The 17,902-nt window shown below is 37.4% G+C and carries 17 protein-coding genes and 2 pseudogenes; 4 read left to right on the plus strand and 15 right to left on the minus strand.

From position 1 onward, the window contains the following. Window positions 1-83: 83 nt before the first annotated feature. Window positions 84-791 (minus strand): hypothetical protein, encoded by a 708-nt coding sequence (locus LNTAR_RS10070; RefSeq protein WP_007278590.1) that lies wholly within the window; start codon window positions 789-791, stop codon window positions 84-86. Next, entirely contained in the window at window positions 791-1,573 is a 783-nt protein-coding gene (locus LNTAR_RS10075) for a glycosyltransferase family 39 protein (RefSeq protein ID WP_007278591.1), read from the minus strand. The genes LNTAR_RS10070 and LNTAR_RS10075 overlap by 1 nt, the downstream gene beginning before the upstream one ends. Before the next feature lie 489 nt (window positions 1,574-2,062). Between LNTAR_RS10075 and LNTAR_RS10080 the strand changes: the two genes are divergently transcribed. Next, the gene (locus LNTAR_RS10080) at window positions 2,063-2,296 is read left to right on the plus strand and encodes a glycosyltransferase family 2 protein (RefSeq protein ID WP_007278592.1); all 234 of its coding nucleotides are present in this window, start codon (window positions 2,063-2,065) and stop codon (window positions 2,294-2,296) included. A 433-nt stretch (window positions 2,297-2,729) separates the two neighbouring features. On the opposite strand, the gene LNTAR_RS10085 is transcribed toward LNTAR_RS10080, so the two are convergent. Together LNTAR_RS10085 and LNTAR_RS10090 are read right to left on the minus strand one after the other, a co-directional pair. Continuing rightward, window positions 2,730-3,824 carry an IS110 family transposase gene (locus tag LNTAR_RS10085; RefSeq protein ID WP_007276754.1) on the minus strand — a complete coding sequence of 365 codons (1,095 nt, stop codon included), beginning with the start codon at window positions 3,822-3,824 and terminating at the stop codon, window positions 2,730-2,732. Between the two features lie 89 nt (window positions 3,825-3,913). Continuing rightward, window positions 3,914-4,879: an IS1595-like element ISLar1 family transposase gene (locus tag LNTAR_RS10090; RefSeq protein ID WP_007278593.1), complete on the minus strand. Its 966-nt coding sequence runs from the start codon at window positions 4,877-4,879 to the stop codon at window positions 3,914-3,916. Window positions 4,880-4,969: 90 nt separating this feature from the next. Here LNTAR_RS10090 and LNTAR_RS10095 point away from each other — a divergent pair, with 90 nt between their 5' ends. Continuing rightward, on the plus strand, window positions 4,970-5,662 hold the full coding sequence (locus LNTAR_RS10095; protein ID WP_007278594.1) for a glycosyltransferase: 693 nt from the start codon (window positions 4,970-4,972) through the stop codon (window positions 5,660-5,662). A 219-nt stretch (window positions 5,663-5,881) separates the two neighbouring features. Continuing rightward, window positions 5,882-6,550, plus strand: coding sequence for a sulfotransferase family 2 domain-containing protein (locus LNTAR_RS10100; RefSeq protein WP_007278595.1), 669 nt, complete (start codon window positions 5,882-5,884; stop codon window positions 6,548-6,550). 10 nt (window positions 6,551-6,560) lie between these two features. Here LNTAR_RS10100 and LNTAR_RS10105 read toward each other — a convergent pair whose 3' ends face one another. The 5 genes from LNTAR_RS10105 to LNTAR_RS10120 all read right to left on the minus strand — a co-directional run bounded on the left by LNTAR_RS10105 (window position 6,561) and on the right by LNTAR_RS10120 (window position 10,121). After that, entirely contained in the window at window positions 6,561-7,301 is a 741-nt protein-coding gene (locus tag LNTAR_RS10105; protein WP_007278596.1) for an RIO2 family protein, read from the minus strand. A gap of 79 nt (window positions 7,302-7,380) precedes the next feature. After that, entirely contained in the window at window positions 7,381-8,463 is a 1,083-nt protein-coding gene (locus LNTAR_RS10110) for a hypothetical protein (RefSeq protein ID WP_157473472.1), read from the minus strand. Between the two features lie 129 nt (window positions 8,464-8,592). Further along, window positions 8,593-9,009 (minus strand): glycosyltransferase, encoded by a 417-nt coding sequence (locus tag LNTAR_RS27720; RefSeq protein WP_420798213.1) that lies wholly within the window; start codon window positions 9,007-9,009, stop codon window positions 8,593-8,595. After that, window positions 8,969-9,562 carry a hypothetical protein gene (locus LNTAR_RS27725; RefSeq protein WP_007278599.1) on the minus strand — a complete coding sequence of 198 codons (594 nt, stop codon included), beginning with the start codon at window positions 9,560-9,562 and terminating at the stop codon, window positions 8,969-8,971. Before LNTAR_RS27725 ends, LNTAR_RS27720 begins: the two co-directional genes overlap by 41 nt. 4 nt (window positions 9,563-9,566) lie before the next feature. Then, window positions 9,567-10,121 (minus strand): NAD-dependent epimerase/dehydratase family protein, encoded by a 555-nt coding sequence (locus tag LNTAR_RS10120; protein WP_007278600.1) that lies wholly within the window; start codon window positions 10,119-10,121, stop codon window positions 9,567-9,569. A gap of 11 nt (window positions 10,122-10,132) precedes the next feature. Between LNTAR_RS10120 and LNTAR_RS10125 the strand changes: the two genes are divergently transcribed. After that, a complete protein-coding gene (locus LNTAR_RS10125; RefSeq protein WP_007278601.1) occupies window positions 10,133-11,101 on the plus strand; it encodes a glycosyltransferase family protein in 969 nt (322 codons plus the stop codon). 8 nt (window positions 11,102-11,109) lie between these two features. Here the strand turns inward: LNTAR_RS10125 and LNTAR_RS10130 are convergent, their stop codons facing one another. The 6 genes and pseudogenes from LNTAR_RS10130 to LNTAR_RS10155 form a co-directional block, all read right to left on the minus strand. After that, entirely contained in the window at window positions 11,110-11,943 is an 834-nt protein-coding gene (locus tag LNTAR_RS10130; protein ID WP_007278602.1) for a BUD32 family EKC/KEOPS complex subunit, read from the minus strand. Continuing rightward, window positions 11,936-13,144, minus strand: coding sequence for a hypothetical protein (locus LNTAR_RS10135; RefSeq protein ID WP_007278603.1), 1,209 nt, complete (start codon window positions 13,142-13,144; stop codon window positions 11,936-11,938). The genes LNTAR_RS10130 and LNTAR_RS10135 overlap by 8 nt, the downstream gene beginning before the upstream one ends. A gap of 9 nt (window positions 13,145-13,153) precedes the next feature. Continuing rightward, window positions 13,154-14,125, minus strand: coding sequence for a glycosyltransferase family protein (locus LNTAR_RS10140; protein WP_052607315.1), 972 nt, complete (start codon window positions 14,123-14,125; stop codon window positions 13,154-13,156). Window positions 14,126-14,129: 4 nt separating this feature from the next. Further along, the gene (locus LNTAR_RS10145) at window positions 14,130-15,164 is read right to left on the minus strand and encodes an NAD-dependent epimerase (RefSeq protein WP_007278605.1); all 1,035 of its coding nucleotides are present in this window, start codon (window positions 15,162-15,164) and stop codon (window positions 14,130-14,132) included. Window positions 15,165-15,800: 636 nt separating this feature from the next. Next, a pseudogene (locus LNTAR_RS10150) lies at window positions 15,801-16,961 on the minus strand (IS1380 family transposase); the annotation flags it as partial. A gap of 3 nt (window positions 16,962-16,964) precedes the next feature. Further along, window positions 16,965-17,876, minus strand: a pseudogene (locus LNTAR_RS10155) (transposase); the annotation flags it as partial. Between the last annotated feature and the right edge of the window lie 26 nt (window positions 17,877-17,902).

Genomic DNA, 17,902 nt, shown 5'->3' on the forward strand with positions numbered 1-17,902 from the left:
ATTCTGAATTGACCCCCTAAACTCATTTGCTGATATACTCATAGGCATAGAGGCTTGACTGAAAGCTACTCTAAATGCTAGGCTTATTTTTTGTAAGTGACGCCTTGGAAGAGGGTGTAGGTTTTTTTCTTGTGGTTTTGGGTGCTGAGGACTTTTTTCCAGACCATGATAGCATCAAAATCTTTGGGGACTGCTTCGCCTTTGCAGGCAAAAAAGATGGACTGAGGCTTCGAATATAGACCTCGTTTAATATCTTTTTTTAAACGATCAGCAATGAATATTTCCATGCGATGTTCTTTGCCAGCGAGGTAATTGATGCGGGGCATTAATCCGTATACATAAGCATCTTTGGGTGCTTGGTTTTTAATGTGTTCCGCAAAAGAGAAGAGGTACTCTTTATGGGGGCGAGGTTTGAAGACAATGATCATCTGGCCCAGCGCAATGGTGACTAAGGTGTAAAAAACGATTCTTTCGTAGGCAAAAGAAGTTTTTTCAGTGATCTTTTTTCCGAGAATCATAAAGCCAATGGCAGCAGGAGTTAAAATGATGAAGAACTCGATAAAGTAGTAACGCCCCGCAGTATCACGTCCTGCAAAGGCGTGAATGAGTCGAATAATAAAATCCACGGCGAGGAAGACGAGTAAGCATTTAGCCGGTGTGGAAAGTTTTTTTGTTTTCAAGTGTTCCTTAAGGGCGACGAAACATAAGATGATATTGAAATAACCCATCATTTTTACCATGCGGCTCATGAAATCGATAAAGGCTTGAAAGGTGAATCCATCTTCTAACATTATTTGCCCCTTAAGTTATCTAGCAAGAGCTGAGTTCTTTGCTTATTGAGGGGGTCCCATTTGCTGCCCGCGGATTCGTTTACGAACTGGGACAAAATTAAGCTAGGGATAAAGAAAATTAAAATAAGTGCAGGACTTATTAGGGTAAGTTTTTTGCTATGCTTTTTATCTGTGAAATAAAGTATGATAAGTATTATAGGAAGGATTAAAACAAGTTGTAAAGCTTCTTGTCTACAGGTGTAGGCAATACCCCCTAAGAAAAAGCTTAAGCTTATAAAGAGAGGTTTAAGTTGTTCCTGAAATGTTTTGATGAGAAAGACTAAACTTAGACTTATTAAGGGATAGTAGAGGGCTTCACGTTCAATAGCTGAAGCACCTTCAATCATGTCGCGATGAATAGCGACAAAAAATAAGGCGAGTAGAGCAAGATGATGTTTTTTGGTTAGGGTATGGGTGATTGAATACGCCGACAATAAAATAATGAGCGAGCCGACCATGGAGACTATGAGGGCAGCGTTCTCGGTCGAAAGGGAGAGTTTTATTAATCCAGAAAGTACTAAAGGGTAGAGGGGTGGCATCCAAGGATGTGTGTCGGCAATTTGAGCTAGATTATCCGTGTGATAAAATTCAGCGAGCGACAAATACATATAGGCATCCCGACTCGGGTAGGGGGTTTGCCAGGCAACAAGTAAGCGCAGGACAAAAGCAAAGCCTACAATGAGGCCAATTTGATGCTTCGGCTCGAGGTTTGTAAATGCTTTGCAGATTTTATAAGTTGTCATGGTCGTAGCTTAGTGAATTTAATTGAGCAATAAATTAGAACCGAATCCCTTTTATGCACGTTGGGTCGTAGAGCTTTTTGTGTCTTATGAGACGCGCGTCGCGCTGAGTTGACGGCCTGCGGCCTGAGGTGGCGCACTTCGTGCTTGGGTGGCGCACTTCGTGCTTGGGTAGCGGCAACAAGTTGCCTTAGGTAGCGCTGACGCTTAGGTAGCGCACTTCGTGCTTGGGTAGCGGCAACAAGTTGCCTTGGGTGGCGCTGACGCTTAGGTAGCGCACTTCGTGCTAGTGGAGGCTGGAAGATGGGAGGCGCTACGCTCCAATTTTAAATTTTTAATGCTGAATCTTGAATTGAACCCCTGAACCCTGAACCCCTGAACTGTTTTGGATGTTGGAAAGTTGAGAATGGAAGGCAGATAGAGGATTTGTTGAAGGTGGGTTGAAAAACAAGAAAAAACCCTTTTATTGGCGTGAATCAAAATGGTGGAAGAATGTATAAGTTATCAATCATCATCCCTTGTTATAATTACGGGGATCGTGTCGTCAATGCGATAAAGTCAGTTGCGGAGCACGGAAACGAAGATGTCGAATTGATGGTGATAAATGATGGTTCTACTGATAATTCTTTAGATGTTCTCAAGGGACTGCAGAGCGAGTATTCATTTCAGCTTATCGATCAAAAAAATACACGATTAACCATCCATTTAGCCATATTTGTCAAGTAGACAATAATCTATTGTATCCGTTTTTTGTTATTTTTGCTTAAAACGAAGCTTAGAATTAGCTCTTTACTTTGTGCCCATCTTGATTTCAACTTTGTGGGTACGAGTCTTCACAAAAGTGAAGCCCTCCAGCCATCCATATAAGGTCAACGGTTTTAAAGGAACCGTGTTGATCAGTCCAACTTTTTCTTTTAGCTGCGCTCAACGCCTTAGAAACTCCTAACGGTCATATCCTCGCCGTCCCATTCAGTTGGGTGTTAGGGCTCAGTCCTTCTCTATTGGACTGTCCAGGGTTTTAGGGGCTCGGGGAGGAGTGGGTCATCATCAGTAAATTGCTGTGAGTGTAAAGTGTACACTCAGCCATATCCTAATCAGTTAAGTTGTTTCGACGGAACAAGGGTAATCAATAGGTTCATGACTGAGGTACTAAATTTATTTAATGAACTTTTTTTGTGAGTCGCTCATATTTTTCTCTGCCGAAAAAATCGATAGGATCAAAAGGTTTCTTTCGTAAAAGCATAAAATAAATAGCTCGGCATATTTTATGTATAAAGATGGATCGTCCTTTGCGTTTACCGTGACGTTGATCGAGTTCATCGGCAAAGAATTTCATTACTGGATCTGATTTTGCTAACATTGCGATTTCACCAAAGGCCCACTTTAAGTTAGGGTTGCCCATTTTTGTCCCACTATAACCATAACTTTTTCCCGCACTTTCTTTTTTGCATTTAACAACGCGACAGTAACTTGCATAATCACCTGGAGTTTTAAATCTTTGAATATCATGAGTTTCATAAACCAGAGTCATACCTAAAATATCTCCGATACCTTTCATTGATTTCACTATTTCAAAATCTTCTTTGAACTGAGAGTCAAGGGTGAATTTCACAAGGTCCTTATCTATTTGTTTTAACTGATCAGTAAACATCTTTAGTAAATCGGCGTTGAGTTGATAGTTTCGAGCCATAGCATGATCTTCTGGTAGGAATGTCTGAAGATCCATGAACTGAAGTGATGACTTTGCATTTCGTCGAAGCTCAGCAGAACTATGTTTTAAATTATTTTGGTCTTCGAAGAGATTAAGATAAATTGATATACCTGAGCGAATACTCACGAGCTTGATTCGACGGCGTAGTAGATCTCGGTGAGAACGAAACCGACGTGGACAAGCATACGCTTTGGGCAGGAGATTAGTTCGTAACAAATCTGTTATTTTTTTACTGTCTATTTTATCGTTCTTTGCTTTACCTCCATGAATTGCTCCCATATAAAGGGCATGGCCTAGGGCAAATTGAACGGGCTCTGTTTCACAAAAATCAGATAATTTGTACCAGTTGTAAGTAGTTTCGCAGGCAATAGTAAGGTCATCCCAATAAGGAGAGAGGATTTTCTTCATGTACTGAAAGTCATTATTTTTGATCTCTGTGTGCACGTATATTTTTCCTTCTTTGTCCATCACGCAGATATAAGACATCGATTTGTGAAGATCAATTCCGCAGTGAAATTTTGTTTTTGTAGTATACATTTTCATGGCAATATCCTTTTTTGTTTTGTGGAATTACAATTTAGGTTATTGCCATTTCTTTGCCAAATTTTGTAGATCACGTTTGACCGTGAGTACTATTGGCTAAGCGTACTATCAGTTAACGATGCATTAAGGTAATCTACAGGTTTTTGCGATGTAGTCATAGCTTTGGAAATCAGTCCAAAAAACATTTTTCTGAGGTCAAATCTTCTGTTGAGCCTAAACTGTAAATCAGCAAGATACCTGAAACCGTATTTCTCGAATTTTAGTGAATGAAATGTTCCAGAAATAGAAGTTTTTACATTACTCAGAATGGTATTCACCCATTTAAAAGTACTTTCGATTTCTTCTTTCTTTGCTTTACTAGTAACTAAAACGTTATGATTACTTACTTCTTTTAAGGCGCTGAAGCCTCTAAGTCCGTCTGAAATTGTATCACAGTTCTCCTCAAGATTATCTATAGCCCATTGTTTAATCACTTCATAAGAAAAACTTGATACAGGATTCAGTTTAACAAAAACTGGATTTCGATTTTCGTTAGTTTCCACAGCCGCTATAAATGGAGATTTGTTTTCTGAACCTCTACCTCGTTTACCTCCTTCCAGTCGACCACCTAGGTAAGCATCGTCTATTTCAACCAAACCTTTAAGTTTATACTTACTGTCTTGCTCATACATCATCTGCATGATTTTCTGCTTTATTAACCAGGCAGTTTTATAATTCACATCAATATGGCGGTGTAATTCTAATGCTGAAACACTGTTCTTTGATTGGCTTATTTGATGCAGAGCTAAGAACCACTTCTGTAGAGGAACTTTCGTACGATGAAATAAAGTGCCCGCTGTTAAACGATGGTTTTTACGGCAGGATTTACATTGAAAGATGGTGCGGCTTCCAGATTCATAGCGGTAATACTTATCACTATCGCATGTCTCACATTTAAAACCATTAGGCCACTTACAGCTTTCCAAGTAAGCACTACATTGATCCTCGGTTCCAAAAGTTTTGATGAATTCTGGAAAACTAACTCCAACTTGAAACTGAATTTTATTCTTAGGCATAATACATCTCCTTATTAGATGTAATTAATATGCTACTAAAAGATAGCTATATCAAGTTTTACACTCTTAACTGGTTAATCGTGAAAAAATATGGGTTTGGCAGCCGCTCGAAACAAAGGAGCTAAGATTGCTCAGGGTGAGTACTTGCTCTTTCTCGACGCGGATGATGAACTTGGAAAAGATGTCCTAACTCGAGCCTTAGAATTGCTCCCCAATAATGAAAATTTTGGACTAATCTGTTTTCGTCATGAAAGCATCTTTGTGGATCGCTTTCCAAAGAAATCTTCCAAAGTACAGTTTTCCGTTACTCGTGAAAAGAATTTCAAAGCCTTTATTCTCAATAAATTGGCGATTATTCCCTCCGCAACAATGATCAAAGCTGATGTTTTTCAGAAAACTCAATTTGTCAAAGAGCTCAAGCTCAGCGAAGATATACCCTTTTTTGCACAAGTAATCGCTAATTATGATTGTCTCTACTTTGACTTAGTTTTAACGAAAATGTACAAGCACAGCGCTTCAATGCGTCATGATTTAGATCGTTTACTTTCGAGTTCTTATGAGTCCGTGGATGTTCTCTTTGATGAGAAAGTTTTACCTGCAAATTTATTCAAGTACCGGGATATGTACAAAGCTAAAAGGGCCTTATCCATGTTTAGATCACTGCGCCGTCAGGGAGAGGTTGAAAAAGCGAAAGCCTACTACCGTGAAGCGATTAAATTACACCCAGCATTTTTACTGAATTGGGTGTACTTAAAGAAGTATTTACTAACAAAAAAATGGTAGTCTTAGTAGATCAGATCTAAATTACTGGTGATCTGTTTGAGCTGTACAACGCTTTTGGTGTTTGTGACGCTCTTCTGGTTTTTATTGACGACGTTTCATGTGATAATCCGTGTGTTTATACTATCTAATTTTCACGACTTCTTAAGCGAGTGCACTGTGTTTATTTAGGAGTTCTGCTATACTTTGACTATTGATATTTTTAGAAATATAGGCGTTAGCATGTTTGAGAAAGTCAGAAAAAATTTAAAGTTAAAAAGATATAAGCCTGAAGTTTGGTCTTTAAATGAAGGAAAAGTAGTTTTCATTTCAATCCCCAAAAATGCTTCTAGATCTATAAGAAGAACTTTAACGTCCTATATTAGCGGTGTCGATGTAGTTGACGTTACAAAAGAGAATTTGCCTTCTTTAGTGGAGGGGCATGTTACAAGACTTAAGCAATCAAAAATTTCCAAAGAGTTCTCTCAAGCTTTTATTTTTTCATTTGTAAGAAACCCCTATAAACGAATCTTTTCCTGTTGGAAAAATAAAATTGGCAATCAACCAAATGGTGATTGTATATTTTCCCATTGGGGGATGAGTATGGAGACCAGTTTTGATGAATTTGTCGATATAGTATGTGCCACTCCAGACGAAATGGCAGATAGGCACTTTAGGTCCCAGTCGTGGTTTTTGTGTGATGATCAAGGGGTTCTAGTGCCTGATTTTATTGGTAAATTAGAGAATATGAATCATTCGTGGACAAAGGTTCAGAATAAAATTGATGTGCCTAATATACCACATGTCAACTCATCAAATTCTAAAGATTTAAATTTGTCGAGAAGGAATATTGATTTAATTAATGAACGTTTTAAAGACGATTTTAATAATTTTTCTTACGAGTTTTTATAGCTTGATCTACTTAGTTGTTTAGTTCTCTACCGCTTATTATATTAATACGTTTTTTACGTAAGTCTTTATTTAATTTCACTTTATAAAATAACTTGAATAAAGGTTCAAAATCTCTAAAAAATGGGTGTTTTCTTTTCATGTATTTTTTTGCTAGTAGGTGGAAATCATCTCTACTTATAATGTTGTCGAGAAGGGAGGTCCTCATATTGGCTATTTGAATTGTAAGTGCGGTATTGTGGTCGCATTTAAAGGGCATTGCCAATTCAAAATCTATGAAGTAACCTGATGATAAGTCATCATTTAAAAAGATGTTGCCAAGGTTAGTGTCTCCGTGGAAAAATTTTTTTTCAAGGCTTTTATCTAAAAAAGAAAAACATTTTAAAAGTATCTTCTCAGAATCTGTGTGAGTGAGTTTTATTGATTCTATGATAGGTTGCTTATCTAATTTTTTAAATAAAAGTGATGTTTCACATTTTATGTGATGATAACTAAGTCCAAGTAGTATATGACCGGGGAAGTTTAAATCTTTGGCAATAAGAGTATTTAGGGCTTCTCCTAAAATACCAACGTGACCTTTGTGAGTCGACTTTAAATTCAAGTGAGTCTCTTTGAAACGTTTTTTAAGCAGTTTTATATCAGTTTTAACTACAAATTGATCATTGATTAGGACCTTACAGAATTTATTTGAACTACAATCTTTTCCCGATGTTTTAAGTTTTTGTATTTCATGCAGGATAACTAAAGGTGTCATTATCTTTGTAAATGAAAGGGTAGTCGTAAAGCGTCGCTTATGATAACTCGTGGACCTATGGACTAAATCAGACCAAAGCTTATTCATGGATAATTTTGTTTAATTGATTAGTCAAATCTTCAATTTTGTCAAAGCTGAATAGTGATGAGTACATATGAAATGCTTCTAATGCATTATCGCTACTATGGATTGCGTTGTCTATAGAGGTTTGTTTTTTGATTTCCTGTCTTATCTCATGTTTTAAGAAAATATTATTATTACAGACTTCGGGGTATTTGCTTTGGAGGCTTTCATTGATAGATGGATCAGGGTTCTTGTCGTAATAGATGAGGTATTTATAAGGGGCGACAAAGTGTGAATTATCCTTTGAGAGCCAATTGCCTCCACGAATATTAGATATACATCTATCAACTTGTGGTTTAGTCATTTCGGCTTTTTTTAATAAAGTGAACTTTGATTCTAATTTCTTCTCAATCGCTTTTTCCACAGGGTGATTTTTTAATTCACCTCTTAATATGTAAACAATTAGATTTGGGTATTTAACGGTATATTCTTTATAGGCTCGCGCATCATTTTTTTGAAGAAAATCAATAAATGGGCACTTTATAGGCCAGCGTGGAATAAGGTCATATGGTATTGCCCAATTTTCATCTTTAAGCCATTTGTGTAAGGATTTTAAAGTTATAGTGTCAGGTAATTTAACTTGGTGCTTATGAGCTTCTGATAAGAGGGATTTTTGATAGTTTCTTTTTGGGTTAGTGATACTCATTATAGAATCTACGCCACTTGGGATCCCGGAGTTTAAAGCTTTTTGGTAGGTTAAATGATATACGAGGGCTTTTATGTAGGTTGCACCTTCTAAAGTGTAGAAGCTATAGCGATTTTTATTTGCCGCCTTAAGTATTTCATAACTCTTGTTCGGGGGGAAGTAAGGGATACCTCTGAAGCTCATGCCTTTGCTTCCTCTCGATGAGTAGACGTCTACCTTAATGCCTTTTCGACTTGGATTACTAAGCGGAATGAGTTTATCAAAATTCTTTAAATCAATTAATAAATCAATATCTCCGAATGTTTGATCAATTACTTCGTTACTCATTGATTTTAAGTTAATATTAAAGGGGACTTCGTCAGGCCAACGGAGACAGCAGTAAGCTATGTTCATTTTTTCAAGTTCTGAAAAAAACTTTTCAACAGATTGTATTTTAAGGCTTATAGTGGACCTGTTTTTAGCCTTTTTACGCCATTTCCGTCTAAGTTTCCAGTGATGATATATTTTTATAAAGGATAACATTTACTTTTTGAGTTTGTAGTTTTTTTTAAGTCCAAATAGGCTTTTGATACAAGTTTTTTCTCTTAGAGGAGGTTCGATGAGTTGGGTGATTGTTTTAGCCGCATGTGACCAGGTGTGTGAATGCTGAACCAAGACCTGACCATTTAAGGCAATTTTCTTAGTAAGTGAGTCATCATTTCTTAAGATAGTAAGTTTTTCAATCAATTCATCCATTGATTTATATAAAACTACATTGTGCATATCGACAAAGCCTACGGCGTCATTTTCGATTTTTCCTTGGTCCCAGGTGAAAAGGGTACAGCCACAAGCCATAGCTTCGAAATTCTTTATCATGTATTCCCCAAAGGGAATGTCCGCGCTAACGAAATATTTAATTCTATTTAGAGTTTGTAAATAATCGTTTCCTGGTTTTGTCATTAATGATGGTTAAGTCTTCTTTGCTAGCTAAATTTTCTAAAAATGCTTTACGATATTTGTATACACCTGTCTGTAAGCTTCCGACAAAAGCTAGCTCTATATCTCTTGTTTGATTTAAGTTATGTAGTAATTGGTTGTCGTAAGCTTTTGAGAAGAAATGAGCATCAAAACCTTCGTATTGCAGTCTATGGGCAAGTTCTTTTCCTGTGCAAAGTATGCGAACCCATGGGACTTGCTTGAAATATGCAGAGAATCTTCCGTTGTATTTACTCTCACAGTAGTTCTGACAGGCATCTAATTCAATGATAGTTAAGTTAGGTATTGTTTGGATGAAATTGACTTGTCTCATCATTTTTTTGTATCGAAGAAATAAGATGACTCGATCGTATTGTTCGAGCTTGATGGAAGATTTTTTTATAAATGTTTTGAGTCTTTGTTGATCGTCAGAAGAGACTCTAATTATATCACATTTTTCGAGTCCATCAGCAATTGCATTGTACCATGTATCGAAGATGGAGCGCTGTTGTTCCTGGACGAGTAATAAAACTTTCATGATCTTACTTCTTATAATGTTGTTTATACCATTGGACTAATTGATCTACACCTGTTTGGAGGCTTGTGGAAGGTGAATAATGCAAATTTTGGATAATTTTTGTGCAATCAGCGTGCGTCGAAACCACATCCCCTGGCTGAAGTGGCAAAAAGTTCTTTTTGGCTTCTTTGCCAGTAGCGTTCTCAATGGCCTTAATGAAATTCATCAGCGGTACGGGGCTATTATTGCCTATGTTATAAATTTCGTAAGGTGCAGAAGAGCTATCAGTACTCAGTTTTTCTAGCTGCCTTCTTTTAGGAGGGGAGATGAGGGCTTTGTAAATGCCATCGACGATATCGTCGATATAAGTGAAGTCGCGTGACATTTCCCCATTATTAAAAACTTTAATTTCTCTGTTATTTAATATGGCATCAGTAAACAAGAAAAGTGCCATATCCGGGCGACCCCAGGGGCCATAGACTGTGAAGAAACGTAGGCCGGTCGTTGGCAGGTCGTAGAGGTGTGAGTAACTATGTGCCATCATTTCGTTTGATTTCTTAGTGGCGGCATAGAGACTCACGGGGTGATCCGTTGTATCAGATTCAGAAAATTATCGCGATTGGGCCACCCTTACTTAACTTAGAAGCTGAGTTCTCTCCCATTACATTGAAAGTTGGGAACAAAATAATCCCTTTTAAATATAAATTTAATGAAAAGAAAATAGCTGTTTTGGAAGCCAAATTAGCTGACGAGCTACAGTTTCCATGCCAATATGAAATTCACATTGGAAATCAGATTTATTCGGTAAACTTGGAAGCGATTGATAGGCCTAAAGGACCAACACTCATTTGTATCCAAAAAGATAATAATGTGCAATGGATTAAGGATTGGATTTCATATTACACTAATGAGTTTGGTGTAAAAAATATTGTCATTTATGATAATGCGTCTACTTATCCTACCCCCTTAAAAGATGAATTAGCTGGATTGGCCAAAGTTATTGATTGGCCTTTTCCCTATGGTATTTTTTACAAGCATGCCAATAAATATGCCCAGATGGGAGCGCTCAATCATTTTAAATTAAAATTTGGTGGTGAATGCAAGATTTTTAATTTTGACATAGATGAATTACTCGTTTGTAAGAGTGATGAATTTAAGAAAAAAATTCTTTCATCACCTTATATGCGTTTTGATAGTTATGTGGTGAATTATGATCCAAGTCTACCGCAAGAAAGCTCATTCAAGGACTATGTCTATCGCGAGAAGCATGTGCATGGTTCTGCGTATAAATATGTCTTTGATAGTGCCTTAGAAGGGCTTATGAGTGTACATTACTTCAATAAGCAAAGAAGTGGTTTTACACGTTTTCTTTCTAAGAATAATGTGAAAATCCCCGCGGTCGATCCGAGTCAAGCCTATTTTTTACACTACAAAGGCATAAGTACTAATTGGAAAAAGCATTATAGCGATAAATTTAAAAGTGATTGTTTAGACAAGACTGATTTAGAGTTAGATTTAAGTGTCCAAGAAGCTTTTAATTACATTGAAATGCTAAAATAATCATATTGCTATATAGTGAGCTTGGAGCTACCTTTATTAGTTATAAGGCGAATTTTCTTGAAGCGTTCTTCGCTATTGAGCTTTAATTTATAGTAATGATTAAAAAGCGCTATTAATTCTTGCTTATCAAATTTGTTGTTTAAATATTGTGTAGTGACATTTTGAAAATCTTCTTCACTAATTAGATCAACTAATAGCCGATTTCGCATATTTGAAATTTGAATACATAGAGCTTTTTCCTGATTATACCTTAGGGGGACTGCTAACTCAAGGTCAATGAAATGCCCAGATTTAAAGTCAGGTGCTAGGAAAATGTTGCTGGTGTTGGTGTCGCCGTGATATATTTTAGAGTTTAAAGAGTCATACATAAAATCAAAAGTGTTATGTAATATTTTTTCAATATTACTGGGATTCTCTTTTATATATTCAATGGCTGATTTGTAGAGTGATTTTCTGTAAATTATAACACTTTTTAAAGAGAGATGATTGAATTGAAGAGCCAAGACATCGTGGCTGGGCAATTCTTGGTTTTTGGCGACTAAAGTATTGTAAACTTCACCAAAAAAACCTTCGTTACCTTTGGAGGGATTGTTGAGGTTTAGTTTACTTTCTTTAAATCGACGCTTAAAACGTTTTCGTTCGTATTTTACTACAAAATCATTGAAAATAAAGACATCAGATAGATTTTTTGAGCTGACGTCACAACCCAGTAATTTTGCCTCTTGTATAATCTTTGATATCTGATTAATTGAAAGCTCGTCTGAAAAAGATAAAGTAGAACGGGAAAAACTACGATGTTCATGCTTAGCTAATTGCTTCAGGTCATGCCAGAGTTTATTCATTTTTTAATGCATCTATAGATTCTGTTAAAGACTCAGTTGATTGACTGCTTAAATATTCGTACATGTAAAAAGCCTCTGTAGCATTATCACTGCTGTGAATGGCATTATCAATACCAGTATTTAGCTTAATGCTTTTTCTTATTTCATGTTTTATGAAGATATTATTATTAACAATTTCTGGATGTTTCGATTTTAATACTGGATCGATTTCGAGCTCTGGGGATTTATCGTAATAAACAAGGTATTTGTAGGGTTTTAAGATTTTATGTGTTTTGATAGAAAGCCAATTCCCGCCTCTTAAATTAGCCATGGCTCGTTCTTGTTGCTGGGGGCTTAATTCCCCTGCTTCAATTAATTCAAACTTACTCGAAAGTTTTTGCTCGATAAGCTGCTGCTCAGCTGGGAATTTGCTTAAGTCTCCGCGAAGAACGTAGACGATTATATAGGGATATTGCTTGTCAAGTTGCTCATATTTCACGAAAAAATCGGCTTTCAGTTTAGATATAAACAGGGATTTTTTAGGCCAACGGGGGAGTAAATCTAAAGGGATCGACCAGGAGTGTTCTTGTAGCCAATGATGGAGGCTTTGTAGATTTATTTCATCAGGGAGCTGAACCTTGTTCTTTTTTGACTCATCTTTTAGGAGTTGGAGGTAGTCTTTTTTTGGTTTTTGCTTAGTGGCGATACCTTTTACTCCAGATGGTATGCCCGATTCTAAAGCTTTTTGATAAGTTAGATGATAGACAAGTGATTTTATGTAGAGGAGACCAGAAGGGCATGAAAACCCTTGTTCTTTTGATGAGTTGGAGAGTAATTCCAAGCCCTTGTTTGGGGGGAAATAGGGGAGACCTCGCATATGCATGCCTTTAGATCCATATAAGGAATATAAATCGATTTTAATACCTTTTTTTCTGACACTACAGATGTCGAGTAAAGTCATTACATCCTTTAGTTCGAGTAAAAGATCGATGTCACCAAATGTCTCATCAATTTCCTTGTTGCTATATAGAGCTAAATCAATGTCGTAGGGAACAGATTCGGGCCAGCGCAATGAGCTATAGCGAATCTTACGATCGTCAAGGTATTTAAAGAATTGATTGAGGTTCTCTATTCTTAGCGTTATGATAGATTTTCGTTTAAGTCGCTTACGCCATTTGTTTTTTAGGCGCCACTTAAGGAATGTGTGTTTAATTTTGAGCATTAAAATCGTTTAGTTGTTTTTTACTTGATAAGTGGAGAAGAGGCCAAGGCAATGCTTCTTTTGAACTTTAGTTCTTAAGGGGGCTTGTAGCGCTTCGATAATTTTGTTGGCTGAATCTTGCCAAGTATGATTGTCTTCGACGAGTTTCTGGCCGTTCTCGGCGATAATTTTAGATAATTTTTCATTATTTCTAAGGATATTGATTTTCTCAATTAATTCATCCATGTCCTTGTATAAAACGACATTTTCCATATCGACAAAACCAAGTTGTTGATTTTCGACTTCGCCATTATTCCAAGTAAAGAGAACGCAGCCACAAGCCATGGCTTCAAAGTTTTTAATCATGTATTCTTTGAAAGGTATGTCGGCACTAATAAAGAATTTGATGCGATTGAGCATCTGTAGGTACTCTTCGCCAGAACTTGTACGATGAATGAGGACCTCTTCTTTTTTAGCGAGATCTTCTAGGAATTGCTTTCTGTGTTTATAAACTCCCGTTTGCAGGCTTCCTAAAAATCCGAGTTCGATATCGCGGTTTAGCTTGAGGTTCTTGAGGAGTTTATGGTCATAGGCTTTGCCGACAAAATGGACATCAAAACCCTCGTCACAGAGGGTTTGTGTGTGGCCTTTCCCTGTACAAAGAACTCGAGCCCATGGGATTTGATTAAAGTATTTGGTAAAGCGTCCATTGTATTTACTTTCACAGTAATTTTGGAAAGCATCGAGTTCAATGATAACTAAATTCGGAATGCTCTGGATGTAATTGACTTGTCGCATCATTTTTTTGTATCGAAGGAATAAGATGACTCGATCATAGGTAGAAAAGTCGATATTCCTACTTTTAACAAATTTTTTAAGCCTCTTTTGTTCATCTGAATTAACGCGTACGAGGTCACATTCATCGAGACCATTTGCTATGGCTTCATACCATGTGTCAAAAATTGATCTTTGTTGTTCCTGAACTAAAAATAATACTTTCATAAGCCTAGTAATTATAATAATTTTTGTACCATTGAACAAATTGATCTACACCTTTTTGGAGGCTTGTGGAAGGTGAATAATGCAAATTTTGGATAATTTTTGTGCAATCAGCGTGCGTCGAAACCACATCGCCTGGCTGAAGTGGCATGTAATTCTTTTTAGCTTCTATACCAGTGGATTTTTCGATAGCCCTGATGAAGTCCATGAGGGGGACGGGGCTATTATTACCTATGTTGTAAAGCTCATAGGGTGCGGATGAGTTATCTGTGCGCAACTTATCTTCTTGAGTTCTTTTTGGCGGTGAAAGTAGGGCTTTATAAATTCCATCGACGATGTCGTCGATATAGGTGAAGTCGCGTGACATTTCCCCATTATTAAAAACTTTAATTTCTCTGTTATTTAATATGGCATCAGTAAACAAGAAAAGTGCCATGTCCGGGCGACCCCAGGGGCCATAGACTGTGAAGAAACGTAGGCCGGTCGTTGGCAGGTCGTAGAGGTGTGAGTAACTATGTGCCATCATTTCGTTTGATTTCTTAGTGGCTGCATAGAGGCTGACGGGGTGATCAGTTGTGTGAGATTCAGAAAAGGGGCTGAGGCTGTTTAGCCCATAAAATGATGAGCTGCTAGCGTAGACTAAATGTTTGATGTTGAAGTGTCTGCAGGCTTCAAGAAGATTGCCAAAGCCAACTAGGTTGCTTTGAATGTATTCATTTGGGTTTTCTATACTGTATCGAACTCCGGCCTGAGCTGCGAGGTTGCATACGGCATCGAAATCTTCATCTCTGAATAATTTATCGAGGCTGTCTTTGTCTTGTAATGCGATTTTTTTGAACGTGAAGTTTCGGTGTTTTGTGCTGGTGTGCTGTTTTTTTGCAATCCCGAGTTCTTGAAGTCTGCTTAGTTTTAAGTTGACATCATAATAATCGTTTAAATTGTCGATTCCGACTACCTCAAAATCTAGTTCAATTAATTTTTTGGCTAGATGAAAGCCAATGAATCCTGCTACACCAGTGATAAGAATTTTTTTTATATGCATAAAGTTAGGTGCCTTTTGTGTCGTTATATTTTATTAGATTTCGATGTGTTTTTATCTAAAATGTACAATAATCTTATTTAGAGTAATGACCATATTTTTTTTTATGAAATGTTTAATTCATTTTTCAGTGATTAAAGCCTTGGTTTGGGATCTTGGTGTTGTTGGTCGACGCGAAAAAAGCAGTTAAGGGTGGGGGGTTGTTTTAAATCAGTATTTTAAATAATTAGAATGCCGTTTGTGTTCAATCTAATATTAAGAAATCATTAATTTGGGGCATTTGAAAAGACGGCCTGTTGCCTAAATAAAATATTATTTATACAGTGTACTGTATTATTTTTTTAAATTATTTTATAAACAAAGCCTAATAAGGAATGCAGTTATGCCAAAAGGAAAGTACACACTAACCTGAATTCGTGACAAAGATTTGTGAACTACCTCAAAAAGCTGTAATTGGTTAATTTGAGGAGTATTTAAGCCTGTATTATGAAAAATTTCTATACCTTATGATGACAGTGATGTATATGGACCACGGAAACCTCAAAAACTAGCGTGCACCAAGACAAATTGCCGTAATTTGAGTACAGGGAAGTAAAAGCTCTGTAATCAGAACTTCCTGAGAGTGATATTTGGGCAGCTTTAAAGACTAAAAGAAATTTTTTGATAGAGTTTAAACCAAGGGCAATGTCGTCCAAATTTAAGGAACTCGTCTCCTGAATGTTTTACGTGCTTACAGGCTATCAAAATTAGATCCCGTATCACGCAACGTAAACGTCGTCGTTGGCCTTTAATTTTTACAGGAACCAACGGTTTATTCTTGATTAGGTGAGTACCGATAACTCTGAGAATATTAAAGGCGAGCATGGCGCAGTGCAGAAAAAACTGGTTTGCCACGAATTTGCCCGAAGGTAGGCGTTCCACATTCATATCGGTTTTGAGTTCGCTATGATACTGTTCGCTGGTTCCGTGATCATGGTAGAGATCAATTACATCTTCAGCTTCTAAAGGGAGGTTTGTCCAATATGTTTCAACTTCTATCTCAGGTATTAAGAGCTTATTGCCGTCTTGATCTTCCAATCGCTCTGTAACCTTAAAGATTAAAGGAATCGCGCTACGTTTTTCATTGTTGCCCGGAGACTTATGATGAACTTCTCCCACCAATATATTCTTGCCATCACGCGATTTGAGTTGACGGCCAAGGCGTCGCGCATTAGCAAGCCACTGAACTTTATCTTCTTTTCGAAGGTTTCGTTTTATCAAAAAGTAGTGGTCTTCTGGTAGGTGATCAAAGTTAATTTCAGCATCATGAGCAGAATCTAAGCGAAGTAGAACTGGGTGATTAAGATTAAGTTCTTTGACCATAGTAAAACTCTCGTCTAAAAACTGCGGCATTCCTTTCTGTGCGTGCTGTGATCCTGGTCGTAATTCCTGATTGAGCATAAAACCCTGAGTTCCGATATAAGCAAACATGGGAGAAAAACCATCGTGGTTTTTGTATGTCCAGCATACATGCTCTTTTTGACTACCGGAATTATCCATGGGTGAAACGTCCATATCAAGTGGAATGAAATCCATGCCACCTTTTGAAATTTGACCTACCGACTGCTTTTTAAGAAGCTTTGTATTCGCTTGCTTCAAAAGGCTTTTATGCTTGGATGGCATCGTTTCCAGGCGTTGGCGAAGTCGTTCCTCTGAGGGCACACTATTTAATCCAAGCGATTTGCTAAAGACTTCATTTTCACGAAACTGATTTATGTCTGTGTAGCGCTCACGACCTTGAGCCAGCAAGATGCACTCCGACATTTATGCAGCGACACTGATCTCTATTTGACACAGTAGCTGGCAGAGCTTCTCTAAATTGAACCCTATGGCACTTATTAGCGTTTCTTGACGAACCCTCTTTAAACCACAAACTGTAAATCTCTCAAGGTTATGGTAATTCTTCAGCTTTGAAATTCCAGCTTCAGAAATAGATCGGATATTTCTTGCCAGCTGGTAGTTTTCAGTCTCATAAATTGCTTCTCCAAGGAGCTTCTTTCCCTTTGAACCACTGATACTGACTAATTCCGCCCCCTTTTCTAGGGCGTAATCCAAATTCGCGGCCGAGCTATACCCGTCGTTAACACTGATCATCATAGCCGTCTCGCCGGTCATCTTTTCATTTTCCACAAGGCAATTCGTAAAGGCCTTACTATCACTGGTGTTTCCAGATTCTAGAGTAAAAGATGTCAGGAAACCATTGGCGCTAAAGGCAAAATTTGGTCGGTAACCAAACACGGTTTCACGACCGCCTTTTTTGATAAAGGCCGCATCGTCATCACTCATGCTGTATATTTTCCGTGCCGTCTTCGTATCGTAGTCCTCTGGAGCCATATTGAAGCGATGTTCAACCATCAAAACCTTATCTGTGAAACGGGATAGTGATTCATCAATAGTCAGAGCATTTATACTGCCACAGTGTTGTTTGATTTTAGGAAGCACCTTCTCCAAGCGAGTTATGAATTTTCGACATCTAGGCAAAAGCTCTTGTGTATAAGAGTTTCGCCTCATTTTCTTTGCTCCTTTCTTTCCTTTGAACATCGAAATTTCGAAGTTTAATTTACTCATGTCATCACAGTAATTCTGTAGGCGCTTGAGAGGAGTTTTCCTACGCTCAACACACGGAAGCTGATCATGGACTTCATGGATGTTTTTCATAATTTTACAACTAAGGTTGATAGAGTCCCGTTGTTTCTGTAAAT

The organism is Lentisphaera araneosa HTCC2155 (assembly GCF_000170755.1).
GTDB lineage: Bacteria > Verrucomicrobiota > Lentisphaeria > Lentisphaerales > Lentisphaeraceae > Lentisphaera > Lentisphaera araneosa.

Excerpts from the sequence above, each read along its gene's own strand:
- LNTAR_RS10070 (WP_007278590.1), bottom strand. The coding sequence starts at position 791 with ATGTTAGAAGATGGATTCACCTTTCAAGCCTTTATCGATTTCATGAGC.
- LNTAR_RS10075 (WP_007278591.1), bottom strand. The coding sequence starts at position 1,573 with ATGACAACTTATAAAATCTGCAAAGCATTTACAAACCTCGAGCCGAAG.
- LNTAR_RS10080 (WP_007278592.1), top strand. The coding sequence starts at position 2,063 with ATGTATAAGTTATCAATCATCATCCCTTGTTATAATTACGGGGATCGT.
- LNTAR_RS10085 (WP_007276754.1), bottom strand. The coding sequence starts at position 3,824 with ATGAAAATGTATACTACAAAAACAAAATTTCACTGCGGAATTGATCTT.
- LNTAR_RS10090 (WP_007278593.1), bottom strand. The coding sequence starts at position 4,879 with ATGCCTAAGAATAAAATTCAGTTTCAAGTTGGAGTTAGTTTTCCAGAA.
- LNTAR_RS10095 (WP_007278594.1), top strand. The coding sequence starts at position 4,970 with ATGGGTTTGGCAGCCGCTCGAAACAAAGGAGCTAAGATTGCTCAGGGT.
- LNTAR_RS10100 (WP_007278595.1), top strand. The coding sequence starts at position 5,882 with ATGTTTGAGAAAGTCAGAAAAAATTTAAAGTTAAAAAGATATAAGCCT.
- LNTAR_RS10105 (WP_007278596.1), bottom strand. The coding sequence starts at position 7,301 with ATGACACCTTTAGTTATCCTGCATGAAATACAAAAACTTAAAACATCG.
- LNTAR_RS10110 (WP_157473472.1), bottom strand. The coding sequence starts at position 8,463 with ATGAACATAGCTTACTGCTGTCTCCGTTGGCCTGACGAAGTCCCCTTT.
- LNTAR_RS27720 (WP_420798213.1), bottom strand. The coding sequence starts at position 9,009 with ATGACAAAACCAGGAAACGATTATTTACAAACTCTAAATAGAATTAAA.
- LNTAR_RS27725 (WP_007278599.1), bottom strand. The coding sequence starts at position 9,562 with ATGAAAGTTTTATTACTCGTCCAGGAACAACAGCGCTCCATCTTCGAT.
- LNTAR_RS10130 (WP_007278602.1), bottom strand. The coding sequence starts at position 11,943 with ATGAATAAACTCTGGCATGACCTGAAGCAATTAGCTAAGCATGAACAT.
- LNTAR_RS10135 (WP_007278603.1), bottom strand. The coding sequence starts at position 13,144 with ATGCTCAAAATTAAACACACATTCCTTAAGTGGCGCCTAAAAAACAAA.
- LNTAR_RS10140 (WP_052607315.1), bottom strand. The coding sequence starts at position 14,125 with ATGAAAGTATTATTTTTAGTTCAGGAACAACAAAGATCAATTTTTGAC.
- LNTAR_RS10145 (WP_007278605.1), bottom strand. The coding sequence starts at position 15,164 with ATGCATATAAAAAAAATTCTTATCACTGGTGTAGCAGGATTCATTGGC.